Raw genomic sequence first — 16,865 nt, forward strand, 5'->3', positions numbered from 1 at the left:
CTATGAAAATCACCAAGCTGACCACCTGGCAGGTGCCGCCGCGCTGGCTGTTCCTGAAGATCGAGACCGACGCCGGCGTCGCCGGCTGGGGCGAGCCGGTCATCGAGGGCCGCGCCGCCACGGTCGAGGCCGCGGTCCACGAGCTGTCCGACCTGCTGGTCGGCCGCGACCCGCGGCGCATCGAGGACATCTGGCAGACCCTCTACCGCGGCGGCTTCTACCGCGGCGGGCCGATCCTGATGAGCGCCATCGCCGGCATCGACCAGGCGTTGTGGGACCTCAAGGGCAAGGCGCTCGGCGTTCCCGTCCACGAGCTGCTGGGCGGCCGGGTGCGCGACCGCATGCGCATGTACTGCTGGATCGGCGGCGACCGCCCCGCCGACGTCGGGCGCCAGGCCCGCGAGGTCGTGGCCAAGGGCTTCACCGCCTTCAAGATGAACGGCACGCCGGAGATGCAGATCGTCGACAGCCACGCCAAGGTGGACGCGGCGGTCGCCCGGGTCGCCGAGGCGCGGGCGGCGGTCGGCGCCGACATCGGCATCGCCATCGACTTCCACGGCCGCGTCCACCGGCCCATGGCCAAGGTGCTGCTGCGCGAGCTGGAGGCCTTCCACCCCCTGTTCGTCGAGGAGCCGGTGCTGCCCGAGCACCTGCACTGCCTGCCGCAGCTCACCGCCGGCCTGGGCTATCCCATCGCCACGGGCGAGCGGCTGTTCAGCCGCTTCGAGGTGCGCCCGGTGCTGGAGGCGCGCTGCGTCGACATCCTGCAGCCCGACCTGTCCCATTGCGGCGGCCTGACCGAGGGCCGCAAGATCGCCACCCTGGCCGAGACCTTCGACGTCGCCATCGCCCCGCACTGCCCGCTGGGGCCGCTGACCCTGGCCGCCTCCCTGCACCTGGACGCCGTGTCCCACAACGCGTTCATCCAGGAGCAGAGCATGGGCATCCACTACAACCAGGGCAACGACGTGCTCGACTACCTGGTCGATCCGGCGCCGCTGGCCATCGTCGACGGCTTCACCACGATTCCCGAGGGACCGGGCCTGGGCGTGGAGATCAACGAGGCCTTCGTGATCGAGCGCGCCCGCGAGGGGCACCGCTGGCGCAACCCGCTGTGGCGCCACGAGGACGGGAGTGTCGCCGAATGGTAGGCCGCCCGCCCTCCGTCACCATCGACGAGGCCGCCAACCCCTACCGCGACTGCATCCAGGGGCTGGCCAACGAGCCGATCACCGTCGTCCGCCTGCTGGCCGATGCGGCGCGGGAGCTGGGGGCCGGCGAAGCGGGGGAGAACGGCCTCGGCGACGCCACCCTGGCGGAGGTGGTGGCGCGCCTGGTGGCGAACCGGCCGCGGGTCGCCATCATCGGCGGCTCGCCCGACCACCCCGCCCACCTGCTGGACCGCGCCCACACCCTGATGGCCGCGGCCTGCGTGTGGCGCCGCGGCGGCGTGCCCTTCGCCTTCTCGGTGCCGGTGATCTGCGACGGCACCGCCCAGAACAACATCGGCCAGAGCTACAGCCTGGGCTCGCGCAACGACACGGCGCGCACCGTCAACATCAACTTCGAGGGGCACAGCTACCACGCCGCCTATGTGCTGGCCGGCTGCGACAAGAGCCCCAGCGCCGTGCTGTCCGGCCTCGCCGCAGCCGAGGTGGCGCGCCGCCACCGCGGCGACCAGGCGCCGGTGTGGGCGGTCTTCGCCCCCTCCCACGTGCTGAAGGGCGGCACCGTCCCCGGCGCCGTGCGCGGCCGCCTGGAGGCCCTGGCCGAGCGCGCCCGCGCCGCCGGCCACCCCGACCTGGCCGGCGACATCGCCGAGAACCTGACCTACATCCTGCAGTGCTCCTCCGACGAGGCGTTCGCCGGGCAGCTGCGGCGCGCCCGCAACCTCGACCTGATCGACGCGGCCGAGGAGCGCCGGCTGCTCGATTCCCTGGCCGAGCACACCTGCGACAAGGCCGGCGGGGTGTGCGCCTTCAACGGCACCGGCAACTCGTCGCGCACCATGCTGGCCGCCTTCGGCCTCACCCCGCCGGAGCTGGAGCTGCTGACCGGCCTGCCCGGCCGCGAGGCGGTGGCGCTGGGGGTCGACCGGCTGTTCGCCCTGTTCAACCGGCCGGAATTCAGCGTCTGCGCGCTGCTGAAGGCCAACTTCGCCAACGCCGTGCGCATCCACAACGCCACCGGCTCGTCCAGCAACATGCTGCTGCACCTGCCCTGCATCATGCGCCACGCCGGCTACGACGTGACCATCGCCGACTACGCCGCCATCCGCGACGCCACCCCGGTGCCCGAGATCTTCGCCCACAGCCTGACCACGGGGCGCGACACCTTCGCCCTGGCCCGCCAGTTCGCCGCCGGCCAGCACCGCGGCATGGAGAGCCTCTACCGCGTGCTGGCCGACCTCGGCGTGGCGATGGACCTGGACGCCCCGACCGTCACCGGCACCACCTGGCGCCAGCGCACCGCCGACCTCGCCACCCCGGTCGACCCGGCGCTGGGCGAGGCCGCGGTGATCCGCACGACCCCGGTGCGCCGGCGCTCCGGCGTCGAGGTGCTGACCGGCAGCTTCTTCGAGAGCTGCGTGGTCAAGGTGTCCGGCATGTCCGAGGCCCAGATCGCCCATTTCGACGACCGGGTGTTCGTGGTCCGCCTCTACGAGAACGAGCACCTCTGCAACGCCGACTTCGCCGCCCGCGACCTGGTGGAGCGGCTGGCCGCCACCGGCGGCATGGACGACGCCCTGCTGCGGGCGGTGGTGGCGCGCAACGGCGGCGCCTTCGCCGACGTCCGCACCATGCTGGCCGAGGGCGCCCTGTCCTTCGCCTTCCTGATCGCCGGACAGGGGCCGATGGCCTACGGCATGCCGGAGATGTTCTCGCCCAGCCAGAACCTGCGTCACCACCGCCTGCTGGAGGCGTCGTCGATCCTGATGACCGACGGCCGCTACTCCGGCGTGACCAAGGGGGCGTGCATCGGCCACGTCACGCCCGAGGCCTTCGCCGGCGGTGGCATCGGCTGCCTGCGCGACGGCGACCTGCTGCGCCTGCGCCTGGGCGGGCGCCGCGTCGACCTGCTCGACCGCGCCGCCTTCCTGGACGGCCGGGAGGTCGCGGTCGACCCCACGGCCGATCCCGGGCGCCGCGCCCTCCAGGCCGAGCGCCTGGCGCGCATGGAGGAGCGCCGCCTCGACATCGCCGCCTGCAACGTGATGGACGTGGTGTCCGATGCGGCGCGCGGCGTGGTGCCGCTCGCCGTCGACCGGCGCGCCACCCGGGACTGGCGCTGACCCTGTTGCGGGCGGAAGGTGAAGGGCGGCGCGCCCTGGTGTAGAGTGCCGCCCATGAGTGGAAGTCATCCAGCCGTCCACCTCCCCCTCGGTCGGCGCAGCGTCGCGGCGGCCCTCGGCTTGGCCCTGCTGTGGCCGGCGGCGCCGGCCGCCGCGCGCGCCGTCACCGACTCGGCCGGGCGCACGGTCGCGGTCCCCGAGGCCGTCACCCGCGTGTTCGCCGCCGGGCCGCCCGCCGCGGTCATCCTCTACACCCTCGCCCCCGACCTGCTGGTGGGCTGGCCGCGGGCGCTGCCCGACGCCGCCGCGCCCTACGTGCCGGCCCCCTACCGCGGGCTGCCCGAGGTCGGGCGGCTCGCCGGGCGCGGCGACAGCGCCAACCTGGAGGTGGTGCTGCGCCACCGCCCAGACCTGATCCTCGACTACGGATCGCTGGCCCCGACCTTCGTGTCGCTGGGCGAGCGGGTGCAGGCCCAGCTGGGCATCCCCTTCGTCCTGGTGGACGGGCGCTTCGAGGCGATCCCCGGGGCCTACCGCACGCTGGGCCCCCTGCTCGGCCGCGAGGAGCGCGCCGGGCGCCTGGCCGCGGCCGCCGAGGCCATCCTGGCCGAGCGCGACGCCCTGCTGGCCGCCGTGCCCGAGGACCGGCGCCCGCGCGTCTACTACGGCCGCGGACCCGATGGCCTGCAGACCGGCCTGCGGGGGTCGATCAACGTCGAGCTGATCGAGCGCGCCGGCGCCGTCAACGTCGCCGCGTCGGCCGGCGGCGGCTCGCTCGCCGACGTGTCGATGGAGCAGGTTCTGGCCTGGGACCCCGACGTCATCGTCACCATCGACCCGACCTTCCACCGCGCCGTGCGCGACGACCCGCGCTGGCGGGGCATCCGCGCCGTGCGCGACGGCCGTGTCCACCTCGCCCCCGCGCTGCCCTTCAGCTGGATCGACTTTCCGCCCTCGGTGAACCGGCTGATGGGGGTGCGCTGGCTCAGCCACGTCCTCTACCCCGGGCACGCGGCCGGCGACCTGCGCCGGCAGACCACGGCGTTCTACGCCCTGTTCTACGGGCACGACCTGGACGACGCCGCGCTCGACAGCCTGCTGGGGGCGGCGCGGCCGTGACCGGCGGGCGCACCGCGGCCGGCCTCGGCCTGGCCACGGCGGCGCTGGCCGTGCTGGCGCTGGCCGCGGTCACCGTCGGCCAGTTCCCGGTGGCCGCGGGGGACGCGCTGGCGGTTCTGGGGGCGCGCCTCACCGGGGCGGCGCCCGCGGTGCCGCCGGTGGTCGACACCGTGGTGGTGCAGGTCCGGCTGCCGCGCGTCCTCGCCGCCATGCTGGTGGGGGCGGCGCTGGCCGCGGCCGGGGCCGCCTACCAGACCATGTTCCGCAACCCGCTGGTCTCGCCCGACATCCTCGGCGTCTCGTCGGGCGCCGGGCTGGGGGCGGTGCTGGGCATCGTGCTGGCGCTGCCGGTGGCGGCGATCCAGGCCATGGCCTTCGCCTTCGGCCTGGCCGCGGTGCTGGTGGTGACCCTGGTGGCGCGGCTGGTGCGCGGCAGCCACGACGAGACCCTGGTGCTGGTGCTGGCCGGGGTGGTGGTCGGCGCGCTGCTGGGCGCCGGCATCGCCCTGCTGACCTATCTCGCCGATCCCTACGACCAGTTGCCGGCCATCGCCTTCTGGATGCTGGGCAGCCTCGCCTCGATCAAGCTCGCCGACCTGCCGTCCTCGCTGCCGGCCATCCTGCTGGGGCTGCTGCCGCTGGTGCTGCTGCGCTGGCGGGTCAACCTGCTGGCGCTGGACGAGGAGGAGGCCCAGGCGCTGGGCGTCGACACCGCCCGGCTGCGCCTGGTGCTGATCGTCGCGGCGACGCTGATGACGGCGGCCGCCGTGTCGATCACCGGCATCGTCGGCTGGATCGGCCTGATCGTCCCCCACTTCGCCCGCCTGCTGGTGGGGCCGGAGTTCTCGCGCCTGCTGCCGGCGGCGGTGCTGATCGGCGCCGCCTACATGCTGGGCGTCGACACCCTGGCGCGCACGGCGGCGTCCATCGAGCTGCCGCTGGGCGTGCTCAACGCCTTCGTCGGCGCCCCGGTCTTCCTGTGGCTGCTGGCCCGCAGCCGGAGGGTCTGGCGATGACCCTGGAGGCGCAGGGACTGGCCTTCGGCTATCCGGGCAAGCCGGTCGGCGCCGACGTGAGCCTGGCCGTCGCCCCGGCCGAGGTGCTGGTCCTGCTGGGCCCCAACGGCAGCGGCAAGACCACCCTGTTCAAGACGCTCCTGGGGCTGCTGCCGGCCCGCGACGGCCGGGTGCTGGTTGAGGGGCGGCCCCTCGCCGCCCTCGACCGGGCGGCGCGGGCGCGCGCCCTTGGCTATGTGCCCCAGGCCTCGGCCGGCTACTTCCCCTTCACCGTGCTCGACACCGTGCTGATGGGCCGGGCCGCCCGCCTCGGCCTGTTCGCCGCACCGGGGCGCGGCGACCGCGCCGCCGCCATGGACGCGCTGGAGCGCCTCGGCATCGCCGGGCTGGCCGACGAGCCCTACACCCGGATCAGCGGCGGCCAGCGCCAACTGGCCCTGTTCGCCCGGGCGCTGGCCCAGGAGGCCCGCTACCTGGTGCTGGACGAGCCGACCGCCAGCCTCGATTTCGGCAACCAGGTGCGGGTGCTGCGCCACGTCCGCGCCCTGGCCGCCGCCGGCATCGGGGTCGTGCTGTCGACCCACGACCCCGGCCACGCCTTCCAGGTCGGCCACCGCGTGGCCCTGCTGCGGGCGGGGCGGCTGACCGCCCAGGGGCCGCCGGAAACCACCGTCACCGCACCGGCCCTGCGCGCCCTCTACGGTGTCGACACGGTGGTCGATTCGGTGTGGGATGCCGCCGGCGGCCGGCGCGTCCACGTCAGCGTGCCGCTGCTCGGCGCCCCCGGCGCCTGACCCGCTTCGCCCCTGCCGCGCCAAGGGGGGCACCGGAGACCCGACCATGCGTTGCCTTGTTCCGTTGATCCTTCTCTGGATGGCCGCCATGCCCGCGTCCGCCGCCGAGCCGCCGCCCGCCGCCCCGCCGCTCTCCCCGCCGCTGATCCGGGCGGCGACGGTGGGCGACCACGACGCCGTCCTGGCCGCCCTCGACGCCGGCGTGCCGGTCGACGCACGGGACGTCGCGGGCGGCCGCACCGCGCTGATCGCCGCGGCCGACTCCGGCCACGCCGGGCTGGTGGCCGCGCTGCTGGCGCGCGGCGCCGACGCCGACGCCCAGAGCGGCGACGGCTGGACGGCGTTGATGCAGGCGGCCTACCGCGGCCACGCCGACGTCGCGGCGGCGCTGCTCGAGGCCGGCGCCGACCCGCTGCGGCGCAACGCCCGCTACGGCCAGACGGCGGCCCATCTGGCGGCCCGCCGGGGCTGGGTGGCCATCCTGACCGGCGTGCTCGACGCCGGCGCGCCGGTCGACGACCGCGAGGCGGAGACCGGAAACACCGCCCTGGTCCTGGCGGCGGGCGGCCGGGCGCCGGGCTGCGCCGACGCGGCCCTTCTGCTGCTGGAGCGCGGCGCCGATCCGAACCGCGCCGCGGCCGACGGATGGACCGCCTTGATGGCCGCCGCCGCGCGCGACGGCGTCGCGGTGGCGGACGCCCTGCTGGCCGCCGGGGCCACCGTCGACGCCCGCACCGCCGATGGCCGCACCGCCCTGATGGTGGCGGCCGAGGCCGCGGCGCCGGACGCGGTGGAGCGGCTGCTGGCGGCCGGGGCCGACCCCGCCGCCCGCACCGACGATGGCCGCACGGTGCTGGGGGCGGCGGTGGGCAGCGGCGCGATGGCGGCGGTGACCGGGCTGATCGCGGCCGGGGCGCCGCTCGACACGCCGGGGAAGGACGGCTGGCCGCCGCTGGTGCTGGCGGCCTATGTGGGGAACGAGGAGGGGATCCGGCTGCTGCTGCGGGCCGGCGCGGACGCCGGCGCCCGCGGCACCCGGGACGGCACGACCGCGCTGATGTGGGCCGCGAACCGCGGCCTCCGCCGCGCCGTCGACGGGCTGCTCACGGCCGGCGCCGACCCCGCCGCGGTGGCCGCCGACGGCGGGACCGCCGCCACCATGGCCCGCATGGCGGGCCACGAGGACCTGGCGCGGCTGATCGAGGGGCGGCGACGGTGAGGACAGGGCCGCCCGTCCCGACCGGCGGGGGGAAGGCCCTCAGGCGTCGGCCAGCAGGTCGGCGTAGCCCTCGACCCGCTTCAGCATGGATTGCCGCAGCTTCATCAGGGCGCGGTGTTCGAGCTGGCGCACCCGCTCCTTGCTGACGCCGAGCTCACGGCCCAGCTCCTCCAGGGTGGCGCCTTCCTCGCGCAGCCGGCGCTCCTCGATGATGGTGCGCTCGCGCGGGCTCAACTCGCCCAGCGCCTCGGCCAGCCACTGGGATCGGGTGCCGGCGTCGCGCATGCCGATGACCACGTCCTCCGGGCTCGGCCGTTGGTCGGCGAGGAAATCCTGCCAGTCGTCGTCGGAGCCGTCGGCCACCGGCGCGTTGAGCGACTGGTCGGCACCGGACAGGCGCATCTCCATCGATTCGACCTCGGAGACGTCCACCTTGAGTTCGCCGGCGATCCACTCGCGGCCTTCCCGGGTCATGCCGGTTCCGTTCCCCGCGCTCTCGATGCGGGCGCGCAGGCGGCGCAGGTTGAAGAACAGGGATTTCTGGGCGGCCGTGGTGCCGGTGCGGACGATGGACCAGTTGCGCAGGATGTAATCCTGCATGGCCGAGCGGATCCACCACGCCGCGTAGGTCGAGAACCGCACGTCGCGGTCGGGCTCGAAGCGGCTGGCGGCCTGCATCAGGCCGACGTTGCCCTCCTGCACCAGATCGCCCATGGGGAGACCGTAGTTTCGGAAGCGGGCCGCCGTCGCCACCACGAGGCGCGTGTAGGCGCGCACCAGGGTGTGGAGCGAGCGCTCGTCGCCGCCGTCACGCCAGCGCCGCGCCAGGTCGAACTCATGGTCGCGCGACAGCAGCGGTTCGCGCATGGAGGCCTTGATGAAGCTCAGATTGGCGCGCTGGGTCTCCGGATCGTCGATATAGGCCATCGGCTTGTCCCTTCCTTCCCGTCTCCTCGGCTTCCCGCGGCGTCGGCCCTTCGTGCCCCCCGTGTGCGCCAGACGTCTCGAACAACAGCCATAGATCCACCCCGTTGCATGGTTCTACGCACGCCGCGCCACCGCGGATCACCGGCGCGGTGCGAAATGCGGGCACGGCACGGAGCAACGGGCGGCGGGACGAGGCGCCGGACCGGCGGCGGGACGAGGCGCCGGACCGGCGGCGGTCGGCGGCGAAGCGGACGGGGCAGGATGGGGGGCAGGACGAGGGGGAGGGGTCAGACAGGGGCGGGACGCCGTGTCCCGCGGGTCACGCCTGGAACAGCTCCAGGATCTCGCCGGTGGGGGAGACGACGCCGCACACCAGCGGGCCGCCGAAGCCGCAGCCGCCGTCCAGGGTGGCCGTGAAGTCGCCGACCTGGACGCCCTGGCGGGCCGGGTCGTAGCCGCGCACGACGCGGGCGAACCCGCCGTAGGGGGCGTCGATGCGGGCGAAGCCGCCGCCGCCCCACCAGAAGCTGTCGCTCTGATGGCCGAACGGCCGGCTCGGGTCGATGCCCGCGTTCACCAGCAGCACCCCGCCGGGCTCGACCGCCTCCGGGCTGCCGGTGTAGGCGGCGCGGCGCAGGGCGCTGAACAGGGCGGCGTGGCCCGGCCGCTCCTGCATGGCGCTGCGCAGGGCCGCGGTCCAGCGGCCGAGCGCGACGTTGCCGCCGCGCGCCGCGGCCATCCCCTGCTCGGCGCTGCCGCCATAGGCGGCCAGCGTCGGCGCCAGCCCCTGGCGCATCATCCAGTCCAGCACCTCCCGCGGGTTCGGCGCGAAGTGGAGCTGCAGCAGCTTCTGCCACATCTCCTCCTGGCTGCCGCGGAGATAGACGATGTCGCCGACCGCCATGGCGGGCCGCGCCAGCAGGGTGCGGCGGAAGGCCAGCAGCTCGTCCAGGACGCCCAGCGCCCCCTCGCCCCAGCCGATCACGTTGCCGAGGTAGACCAGCCGGTCGCCCGGCCGGAACTCCGCCGCGATCGCCGCGTGCAGCGCCGCCAGGCGGTCCGTCTGGGCGTGGACCGCCGCCACCGCCCAGACGCGGCGCGGGCGGCCGAGGTCGGCGAATTTCTGGGTGTCCGGCGTCGGCGGGGGACCGGGGGTCAAGGGATGGGTTCGACTCGACGGTTGCGGGAAGGGCGGCCGCGGCAAGTGTATGCGCCACGCCACGGCGAAGAAAGGCAAAACGCGCCGCCGCCCCGCCGGCCGGGCGGGAACGACCGGCGGCCCCCGGCCCCGCCCGCGACTCGAAGCCCGCGGCCACGCGTCCGCGAATCGAAAAGGGCGGCGCCACGGCGCCGCCCTTTCCTCGGGTGTCGTCCCGCCGCCGGCGTGGCGCCGGATCAGGCCGCCTTCTTGAGGACCTGCTCCAGCCGCTCGGTCGCCTTCAGCTCGTCGATCTTCTCCACCGCGGCCAGCTCGCGGGCCAACCGCTCCAGCGCCGCCTGGTAGATCTGGCGCTCGCTGTAGGACTGGTCGGACTGGTCGGTGCCGCGGTAGAGGTCGCGCACCACCTCGGCGATCGACACCGGGTCGCCGGAATTGATCTTGGCCTCGTACTCCTGGGCACGCCGGCTCCACATGGTGCGGCGGATGCGCGAGCGCCCCTGCAGGGTCTCGAGCGCCACCTTGATGCGGTCCTTGGTGCTGAGCCGACGCAAACCCGAGTTCTTGGCCTTGGTCACCGGCACCTTGAGCGTCATCCGCTCCTTCTCGAAGGTGATGGCGTAAAGCTGAATTTCCTGGCCCGCGATGTGGTGGGTTTCGATCCCCTCGACTCGACCGACGCCGTGGGCCGGATAGACGACGAAATCCCCGGCTTCGAACTCAAGCTTGTTCGACATCTTGGTTGGCTCTCTTCTCGCAACCACGCCATTTTGCCGCTCCAGGCCCTTGTCCCGCTCCGTCCGGACGGAGCGGGACAAGGGCCCGAAAAAAACGGAGCGAAAAAGGACCCTGTGACGCCCGTGCCGCCGGTGGGGAGCGATCCGCCACGACGGTCATAGGGGTCTCGAGTCCTTAGTCGATAGGATAATCCGGCAATGGCGCTGTGGCCGGTCCCAGCGCGAGAGTATAGCGATGTTACGCCCGAGTTACAAAGGTTACAGGCCGACCGGCCGGCAGAATCGCCGCGAAACCGGCGGAATGGCCGACCCGATCATTTTGCATAGCAACATGAGCGGCCGCTCCGCGGCGCGGCCGCCGGCGGGGTCAGGACCCGCCGCCCGGCTTGGGACTGAAGAACTTCTCGAACTTGCCGTCCATGCCCTTGAACGCGTCGGCGTCGCCGGGCGGGTCCTTCTTGCGGGCGATGTTGGGCCACTGCCCGGAATAGTCGCGGTTCAGCTCCAGCCACTTCTCCGCGGCGCCGTCGGTGTCGGGCAGGATCGCCTCGGCCGGGCACTCCGGCTCGCACACGCCGCAATCGATGCACTCGTCCGGATGGATGACGAGCATGTTGTCGCCTTCGTAGAAGCAGTCGACGGGGCAGACTTCGACGCAATCGGTGTACTTGCACTTGATGCAGCCGTCGGTGACGACGTAAGGCATGCTTCGCTCTCCGTGTTCATGCCGCATGCGGCGATGGGCGCCGTCCGGACCCGCGGCCGGCGCCCCCCCCGGGCGACGGGCGATGGGCGACGGGCGACGGGCGATCGTTGTGCGACCGAACCGCAATCAAATCGGGAACGACTCGGCGGCGCGCAAGCCTCTCTCGCCAGCGGCAGGCCTCCCTAGCATGGGCTGTCGGGCCGCTGCAACCCCGTGGCGTGTGTGGGCGTTTCCGACGCAGCGCGGCCGTCCTCCCGCACCACCGCCAGGAAGCCGGTCAGGGCCCGCGTCGGCGCCACGTCGGCGCGCCGCACGAACAGGGTCGGCAGGCGCCCCGTCCCGTTGGGCAGGGGACGGGCCAGCAGGACGCCCTGCCAGGGCGCACGCTCCACCACGGCGCGGGGCATCACCGTCACCCCCATGCCGGCGGCCACGCACCCCAGGATGGCGTCGAGCGCGCCGAACTCCATGACGCGGTAGGGCACCATCCCGGCATCGCGCAGCACGGCCTCGGCATGGGCGCGGTAGGAGCAGCCGCGGCGGAACGCCAGCAGGGTGCGCCGCGCCGCGGGGCCGGGTTCGGGCGGCTCCACCATCACCAGCTCCTCCTCGAAGGCGGCCTCGGCGATGAGCTCGCCATGATCCACCCCGCCGACGACGAAGGCGCCCTCCAGGCGGTAGCCCAGAACCTCGCCCAGCAGGTGGGCGCTGGGGCCGGGCCGGATCGTCAGGTCCACGCCGGGATGGGTGCGGTGGAAGCGCGCCAGCACGGCCGGCAGCCGCACCGCCGCGGTGGTCTCCATGGAGCCGATGCGCAGCGCCACGCCCTGCCCGGCGGCGTCGGCCACCGCGCTGCGGGCGTGGTCGATGAGGTGGAGCACGCGGCCGGCGTAGCCGGCGAGCACCCGCCCCGCCTCGGTCGGCACCATGCCGCGGCTGGCCCGATGGAACAGCGGGGTGCCCAGCTCCTCCTCCAGCCGCTTCAGGCGGGCCGTCACGTTGGACTGGACGCAGTTCAGGGTGCGCGCGGCGGCGCTGACGCTGCCCTCGTCCGCGACCGCCCGCACCACCTTGAGAGCCGCAACGTCCATGGGCCGTCCTCCATCACATTTGGTGAAGGATATCATTCCGACAATTCGTTGGAAATGAGCATGCACGCGGTGCGATGGTGCCTCGCCGACGACGGGGAGAGGGACGATGGTGCGGGAACTGGCCGGGGGTGTGCTGTTGCTGGCGGTCGCCATGGGCATCGGGCGGTTCGCCTTCACCCCCATCCTGCCGGCCATGCAGGACGCGACGGGGCTGGGCGGCGACGGGGCGGGGCTGCTCGCCTCGCTGAACTATCTCGGCTATTTCCTCGGCGCCGTCGCGGCCGGGCTGGTGCCCCGGGGCGCGGTCCGCACCACCGTCTTCCGCGCCGCCCTGGTGGCCAGCCTGGCGACGACCGCCGGCATGGGGCTGACCGACGGCCTCGCCGCGTGGGCGGTGCTGCGCTTCGTGTCCGGCCTGGCGAGCGCCGGCGTCTTCATCCTGGGCATCGCCATGACCCTGGACGCCCTCGCACGGGCGGGGCGGGAGGCGCTGGGCGGCTGGATCTACATGGGCGTCGGGCTGGGCATCGCCGGCTCCGGCCTGTTCGTCGCCCTGGCCGGCGGCCGGCTCGGCTGGGCCGGCGACTGGCTGGTGCTCGGCGCCCTGTGCACCGCGCTGGCGCTGCCGGTGTGGCTGTGGGTGCACGACCGCCCCGCCCCGGCCGCGGCGGCGGGCCCCGCGCGGGACGGAGGGGCGCGGCTGCCGCCGCCGCTGCTGTGGCTGACCGCGGCCTACTTCCTGGAGGGCGGTGGCTACATCATCACCGGCACCTTCCTGGTGGCGCTGCTGAAGGCGTCCCCCGACACCGCGGCGGTGGGCGAGACGGCGTGGATGGTGGCCGGCCTGGCCGCCGTGCCCTCGGGACCGCTGTGGACCGCCGTCGGCCGCCGGTTCGGCCTGTGGCAGGGCCTGATCGCCGCCCATCTCCTCCAGGCGGTGGGCATCGCCCTGCCGCTGCTGGGCGGCCCGGTGGCCGGGGTGGTGTCCGCGGCGCTGTTCGGCCTTACCTTCATCGGCATCGTCACGCTCGCCTTCACCCTCGGCCGGCGGCTGTCGGGCGGGGCGTCGGCGCGGGTGATCGGCGCGCTCACCGCGGCCTACGGGCTGGGGCAGATCCTCGGTCCGCTGCCGGCGGGGATCGTCGTCGAGCGCACCGGCAGCTTCGACACCGCCCTGGCGGGGGCCGCCGCCGCGGTGGCGCTGGCGGCCCTGTGCCTGGCCGCCGGCATGGTGCTGGCGCGCCGCGCCGGGGCCAGCACGGGGAGCGTTCCATGCCGTACGTGAACATCAAGATCACCCGCGAGGGCGCCACGCCGGAGCAGAAGGCCCGCCTGATCGCCGGCGCCACCCAGCTCCTGGTGGAGGTTCTCGGCAAGAATCCGGCGACCACCGTGGTGGTGATCGACGAGGTCGACACCGACAACTGGGGGATCGGCGGCGAGACCGTCACCCTGTTGCGGGCGCGCCCCAACCCGGGATAGCCTTGGCCCCGCCACCGCAAAGGGGAGAGGAGAGGACATGGACGGCCCCGCCCTCTGGACCGTGCTGCTGCCCGCCTTGGCGCTGGCCGCCGCCCTGGGCGTCAGCGCCCTGACCGCCCGCGGCGCCCGGCGCGGCGCGGCCCGGTCGCCGGCCCGGCCCGTCCCGCTCCCGCCCAGCGGCGTGCTGGCGCCCGGCCTGCCCTTCCCCGACGGCGTCGCGGTGGGCGACACGGTGTGGCTGTCGGGCCAGATCGGCGTCCGGCCGGGCACCCTCGACCTGGTCGACGGGTCGGCCGAGGAGGAGTTCCGCCAGGCCCTGGACAACCTCGCCGCCGTGCTCAGGGCCAACGGCATGACCACCCGCCATCTGGTGAAGGTCACCGTCATGCTGCGCGACATGGCGGACTGGCCGGCCTTCAACGCCGTCTACCAATCCTGTCTGGAACCGCCCTATCCCGCCCGATCCGCCTTCGCCGCCGCCGGGCTGGCGCTGGGCGCCCGGGTGGAGATCGAGGCGGTCGCCGTGCGCTGAAGGTCCCCGCCATGACCGACGCCCGCCAGCACGCCCCCGCGGCCGAGCGAAACCGCGACCCCATCCTGGCGGTGCTGCGGCGCGCCCTGCCGCCGCGCGGGCTGGTGCTGGAGGTGGCCAGCGGCACCGGCCAGCACGCCGTCCATTTCGCGGCCGCCCTGCCCGGGCTGACGTGGCAGCCGAGCGACCCCGGCGCCGAGGCCCGGGCCAGCGTCGCCGCCTGGCGCGACGGCGCTGGCCTGGCCAACCTGCTGGCCCCGCTGGCCCTCGACGCGGCGGCGGCGGACTGGCCGCTGGCGCACGCCGACGCGGTGGTGTGCATCAACATGATCCACATCGCCCCCTGGGCGGCGGGCCTGGGCCTGCTGCGCGGCGCCGCCCGCCTGCTCGGCCCCGGCGCGCCCTTGGTGCTGTACGGTCCGTTCCGCCGTGACGGCCGCCACACCGCCCCCAGCAACGCCGCCTTCGACGCCAGCCTGCGGCAGCGCGACCCGTCCTGGGGGGTGCGCGACCTGGAGGCGGTGGCCGCGGCCGCCGACGGCTTCCGCCTGGAGGAGGTGGCCGCGATGCCGGCCAACAACCTGACCGTGGTGCTCCGCCGCGGGTGAGCGGGGCCGGACGCCCGGCGCCGCTCGCCCCCGCCGGCCGATCAGTCGGCCCCGGCCGCCTTCTTGCGCAGGCGGGTCCGGCGGGCGATCAGGTTGAGCGCCTCGACCCCGGCGGAGAACGCCATCGCCGCGTAGATGTAGCCCTTGGGCACGTGGACGCCGAAGCCGTCGGCGATCAGGGTCATGCCGATCATCAAGAGGAAGCCCAGCGCCAGCATCACCACGCTGGGGTTGGCCTGGATGAAGTTGGCCAGGGGCGTCGCGGCCAGCATCATCACCGTCACGGCGACGATCACCGCCACCACCATGATCGGGATGTGATCGGTCATGCCCACCGCGGTGATGATGCTGTCGATGGAGAAGACCAGGTCGAGCACCAGGACCTGGCCGATGGCCGCGGCGAAGGTCGTGCCCGCCTTGTCCGCCTCGAACATGTCGGGGCCGGGGTCGGGATCGACGTTGTGGTGGATCTCCTTGGTCGCCTTCCACACCAGGAACAGGCCGCCGGCGATCAGGATGAGGTCGCGCCACGAGAAGCCGTGGCCGAAGGCGGTGAACAGCGGCTCCGTCAGCTGGACGATGATCGCCACCGTGCCCAGCAGGGCGAGGCGCAGGATCAGGGCCAGGCCGATCCCGACCCGCCGCGCCTTCGGCCGAATGTCCTCCGGCAGCTTGTTGGTGAGGATCGAGATGAAGATCAGGTTGTCGATGCCGAGGACCACCTCCATCACGATCAGGGTGGCGAGCGCGGCCCAGGCCGAGGGGTCGGCGAGGAGGACGGTGATGGACTCCATGGTCGCTCAGTGCTCCGGACGGCGAAAGGCGCGCCAGGATGCGGCGGCACCCGGGCCGGCGCAACCGTCCGATCGGCCGATCCCGGCGGATTTCCGCGCGCCGTGTGGCCGGCGCCACGTGGAGCACCCGCGCCCGCGCCGCCGGTGCGCCGGTCAGTCCGGGGCGACCACGGTCATCGCCTCCAAGTCGGCCAGCAACCGGCGCAGCGCAGCGCCGCCCCGGTCCGGGAAGGCGGCCAGAAGGTCGGGTTCGACGAACGACTCACGCCCGACCACCCAGGCCACGACCGGGCCCATGCCGGGCGGGATCGGCACCGCCTTGGCACCGTCGCTGAGCAGCCAGCCCTGGGGACGCTCCAGCACCTTCAAGGTGCTGCGGTTGCGGCGCCAGCGCCGCGCCGGCGCCGCGGCCGCGGGCGCGGGGGCGACGTCCGGCACCAGGGCCGGAAGGGAGAGCGAGGGCCGGGGGACGCTGAACGCGGACACCTGGCGATGCCACTGCTCCAGGGTCGCCGCCTCCCGCGTGTACTCGGCCAGCCGCGCCCCCAGCCGTGCGAGGTGGTCGGCCACCGCGCCGTCGCCGTCGCGCGCGGGGTGGGGCACCGTGCGGCGGAACAGGGGATCGTGGACGGCGCGCTCGAACAGCAGCGACACCAGGTCCAGCCCGACCACCGAGGTCAGGCCAAAGGCGACGTGCATGGTGCCGGCGGAGCTGGCGAGGGCGTCGTGGTACCAGCCGCGCGGCAGGTACAGAAGATCGCCGGGCTTCAGCAGCACCTCCTGGCTCACCGCCCCCATCCGGCTGTCGTGCGGGCAGTGCGGGCCGTGGCTGTAGGCGGGGTGGGACACCGGGTCCTCGACCGGCCGCTGGTAGACGCGCCAGAGCTTCTCGCCGGCCACGTGCACGGCGAAGACGTCGTGGGTGTCGTAGTGGCTGGGAAAGGCCGGATGCGCCTTCCAGGAGCAGTAGAGGTTCGCCTGCACCTTGCCGCCCACACCCTCCTCCAGCGCGCCGGCCACCGCCTTGAGCTGGGGGGTCAGGGTGTCGATGTCGTTGCACACCAGCGACGCCCCGCGCCGCAGCCACTCGCCCACCCGGTCGAGATCGGCCATCATCGCCGGGGCGCCGCCGATGCCGCGGCTCGGCCGGCAATAGTCCGGCGGCGGCACGGTGCGGCGGTCCAGGACGAGCTGCAGCGACGCGTCCGACCACAGGGCGTTGCGCGACAGCAGGTCGGACAGCGTCTCCCACCCCATGACCGAGGCGAACTTCTCCGGCCGCCCGGGAATGTGGAGCGGCCGCTTGAGATGGTGCTCGGCGAAAAACGCCTCCGGCGTGACCGGATCGAGGAGGTCGGCGAGGGTGGCGATGGTCTGGCTCACGGGGAC

General features: G+C 74.2%; 17 protein-coding genes. 10 read left to right on the forward strand and 7 right to left on the reverse strand.

Annotation, left to right across the window (positions count from 1 at the left end):
• Positions 1–2: 2 nt before the first annotated feature.
• From dgoD to AC6H2I_RS01175, 6 genes are all read left to right on the forward strand, one after another.
• Positions 3–1,151 carry a galactonate dehydratase gene (gene dgoD, locus AC6H2I_RS01150; RefSeq protein ID WP_497498673.1) on the forward strand — a complete coding sequence of 383 codons (1,149 nt, stop codon included), beginning with the start codon at positions 3–5 and terminating at the stop codon, positions 1,149–1,151.
• Positions 1,145–3,292: a dihydroxy-acid dehydratase domain-containing protein gene (locus AC6H2I_RS01155; RefSeq protein ID WP_497498674.1), complete on the forward strand. Its 2,148-nt coding sequence runs from the start codon at positions 1,145–1,147 to the stop codon at positions 3,290–3,292. Before dgoD ends, AC6H2I_RS01155 begins: the two co-directional genes overlap by 7 nt.
• Before the next feature lie 54 nt (positions 3,293–3,346).
• A complete protein-coding gene (locus tag AC6H2I_RS01160; RefSeq protein ID WP_497498675.1) occupies positions 3,347–4,411 on the forward strand; it encodes an iron ABC transporter substrate-binding protein in 1,065 nt (354 codons plus the stop codon).
• On the forward strand, positions 4,408–5,427 hold the full coding sequence (locus AC6H2I_RS01165; protein ID WP_497498676.1) for a FecCD family ABC transporter permease: 1,020 nt from the start codon (positions 4,408–4,410) through the stop codon (positions 5,425–5,427). Before AC6H2I_RS01160 ends, AC6H2I_RS01165 begins: the two co-directional genes overlap by 4 nt.
• The gene (locus AC6H2I_RS01170; RefSeq protein ID WP_497498678.1) at positions 5,424–6,221 is read left to right on the forward strand and encodes an ABC transporter ATP-binding protein; all 798 of its coding nucleotides are present in this window, start codon (positions 5,424–5,426) and stop codon (positions 6,219–6,221) included. The genes AC6H2I_RS01165 and AC6H2I_RS01170 overlap by 4 nt, the downstream gene beginning before the upstream one ends.
• An 88-nt stretch (positions 6,222–6,309) precedes the next feature.
• On the forward strand, positions 6,310–7,440 hold the full coding sequence (locus tag AC6H2I_RS01175; RefSeq protein ID WP_497498679.1) for an ankyrin repeat domain-containing protein: 1,131 nt from the start codon (positions 6,310–6,312) through the stop codon (positions 7,438–7,440).
• Between the two features lie 39 nt (positions 7,441–7,479).
• On the opposite strand, the gene AC6H2I_RS01180 is transcribed toward AC6H2I_RS01175, so the two are convergent.
• From AC6H2I_RS01180 to AC6H2I_RS01200, 5 genes are all read right to left on the reverse strand, one after another.
• Complete coding sequence (locus AC6H2I_RS01180; RefSeq protein WP_497498680.1) at positions 7,480–8,367, reverse strand: RNA polymerase factor sigma-32; 888 nt, start codon at positions 8,365–8,367, stop codon at positions 7,480–7,482.
• Between the two features lie 319 nt (positions 8,368–8,686).
• Positions 8,687–9,526: a hypothetical protein gene (locus AC6H2I_RS01185; protein ID WP_497498681.1), complete on the reverse strand. Its 840-nt coding sequence runs from the start codon at positions 9,524–9,526 to the stop codon at positions 8,687–8,689.
• A 236-nt stretch (positions 9,527–9,762) separates the two neighbouring features.
• The gene (locus AC6H2I_RS01190) at positions 9,763–10,263 is read right to left on the reverse strand and encodes a CarD family transcriptional regulator (RefSeq protein WP_435535204.1); all 501 of its coding nucleotides are present in this window, start codon (positions 10,261–10,263) and stop codon (positions 9,763–9,765) included.
• Between the two features lie 367 nt (positions 10,264–10,630).
• Positions 10,631–10,969, reverse strand: coding sequence for a ferredoxin FdxA (gene fdxA, locus AC6H2I_RS01195; protein ID WP_497498683.1), 339 nt, complete (start codon positions 10,967–10,969; stop codon positions 10,631–10,633).
• A gap of 182 nt (positions 10,970–11,151) precedes the next feature.
• Entirely contained in the window at positions 11,152–12,060 is a 909-nt protein-coding gene (locus AC6H2I_RS01200; protein WP_497498685.1) for a LysR family transcriptional regulator, read from the reverse strand.
• Between the two features lie 106 nt (positions 12,061–12,166).
• On the opposite strand from AC6H2I_RS01200, the gene AC6H2I_RS01205 reads away from it, so the two are divergent.
• From AC6H2I_RS01205 to AC6H2I_RS01220, 4 genes are read left to right on the forward strand one after another with little or no spacing between them, the layout of a single operon-like run.
• Positions 12,167–13,345 (forward strand): YbfB/YjiJ family MFS transporter, encoded by a 1,179-nt coding sequence (locus AC6H2I_RS01205; protein WP_497498686.1) that lies wholly within the window; start codon positions 12,167–12,169, stop codon positions 13,343–13,345.
• Complete coding sequence (locus AC6H2I_RS01210) at positions 13,333–13,542, forward strand: tautomerase family protein (RefSeq protein ID WP_497498687.1); 210 nt, start codon at positions 13,333–13,335, stop codon at positions 13,540–13,542. The genes AC6H2I_RS01205 and AC6H2I_RS01210 overlap by 13 nt, the downstream gene beginning before the upstream one ends.
• 37 nt (positions 13,543–13,579) lie before the next feature.
• On the forward strand, positions 13,580–14,074 hold the full coding sequence (locus AC6H2I_RS01215) for a RidA family protein (protein WP_497498688.1): 495 nt from the start codon (positions 13,580–13,582) through the stop codon (positions 14,072–14,074).
• Positions 14,075–14,085: 11 nt separating this feature from the next.
• Entirely contained in the window at positions 14,086–14,682 is a 597-nt protein-coding gene (locus tag AC6H2I_RS01220) for a DUF938 domain-containing protein (protein ID WP_497498689.1), read from the forward strand.
• 41 nt (positions 14,683–14,723) lie between these two features.
• Here AC6H2I_RS01220 and AC6H2I_RS01225 read toward each other — a convergent pair whose 3' ends face one another.
• Both AC6H2I_RS01225 and AC6H2I_RS01230 read right to left on the reverse strand, forming a co-directional pair.
• Positions 14,724–15,476: a TerC family protein gene (locus AC6H2I_RS01225; protein WP_497498690.1), complete on the reverse strand. Its 753-nt coding sequence runs from the start codon at positions 15,474–15,476 to the stop codon at positions 14,724–14,726.
• Positions 15,477–15,629: 153 nt separating this feature from the next.
• A complete protein-coding gene (locus AC6H2I_RS01230) occupies positions 15,630–16,859 on the reverse strand; it encodes a cupin domain-containing protein (protein WP_497498692.1) in 1,230 nt (409 codons plus the stop codon).
• Positions 16,860–16,865: the final 6 nt, after the last annotated feature.

Source organism: Azospirillum sp. NS33 (genome assembly GCF_059703765.1).

Excerpts from the sequence above, each read along its gene's own strand:
- AC6H2I_RS01205 (WP_497498686.1), top strand. The coding sequence starts at position 12,167 with ATGGTGCGGGAACTGGCCGGGGGTGTGCTGTTGCTGGCGGTCGCCATG.
- dgoD (WP_497498673.1), top strand. The coding sequence starts at position 3 with ATGAAAATCACCAAGCTGACCACCTGGCAGGTGCCGCCGCGCTGGCTG.
- AC6H2I_RS01160 (WP_497498675.1), top strand. The coding sequence starts at position 3,347 with ATGAGTGGAAGTCATCCAGCCGTCCACCTCCCCCTCGGTCGGCGCAGC.
- AC6H2I_RS01170 (WP_497498678.1), top strand. The coding sequence starts at position 5,424 with ATGACCCTGGAGGCGCAGGGACTGGCCTTCGGCTATCCGGGCAAGCCG.
- AC6H2I_RS01155 (WP_497498674.1), top strand. The coding sequence starts at position 1,145 with ATGGTAGGCCGCCCGCCCTCCGTCACCATCGACGAGGCCGCCAACCCC.
- AC6H2I_RS01225 (WP_497498690.1), bottom strand. The coding sequence starts at position 15,476 with ATGGAGTCCATCACCGTCCTCCTCGCCGACCCCTCGGCCTGGGCCGCG.
- AC6H2I_RS01190 (WP_435535204.1), bottom strand. The coding sequence starts at position 10,263 with ATGTCGAACAAGCTTGAGTTCGAAGCCGGGGATTTCGTCGTCTATCCG.
- AC6H2I_RS01180 (WP_497498680.1), bottom strand. The coding sequence starts at position 8,367 with ATGGCCTATATCGACGATCCGGAGACCCAGCGCGCCAATCTGAGCTTC.
- AC6H2I_RS01210 (WP_497498687.1), top strand. The coding sequence starts at position 13,333 with ATGCCGTACGTGAACATCAAGATCACCCGCGAGGGCGCCACGCCGGAG.
- AC6H2I_RS01200 (WP_497498685.1), bottom strand. The coding sequence starts at position 12,060 with ATGGACGTTGCGGCTCTCAAGGTGGTGCGGGCGGTCGCGGACGAGGGC.
- AC6H2I_RS01175 (WP_497498679.1), top strand. The coding sequence starts at position 6,310 with ATGCCCGCGTCCGCCGCCGAGCCGCCGCCCGCCGCCCCGCCGCTCTCC.
- fdxA (WP_497498683.1), bottom strand. The coding sequence starts at position 10,969 with ATGCCTTACGTCGTCACCGACGGCTGCATCAAGTGCAAGTACACCGAT.
- AC6H2I_RS01215 (WP_497498688.1), top strand. The coding sequence starts at position 13,580 with ATGGACGGCCCCGCCCTCTGGACCGTGCTGCTGCCCGCCTTGGCGCTG.
- AC6H2I_RS01220 (WP_497498689.1), top strand. The coding sequence starts at position 14,086 with ATGACCGACGCCCGCCAGCACGCCCCCGCGGCCGAGCGAAACCGCGAC.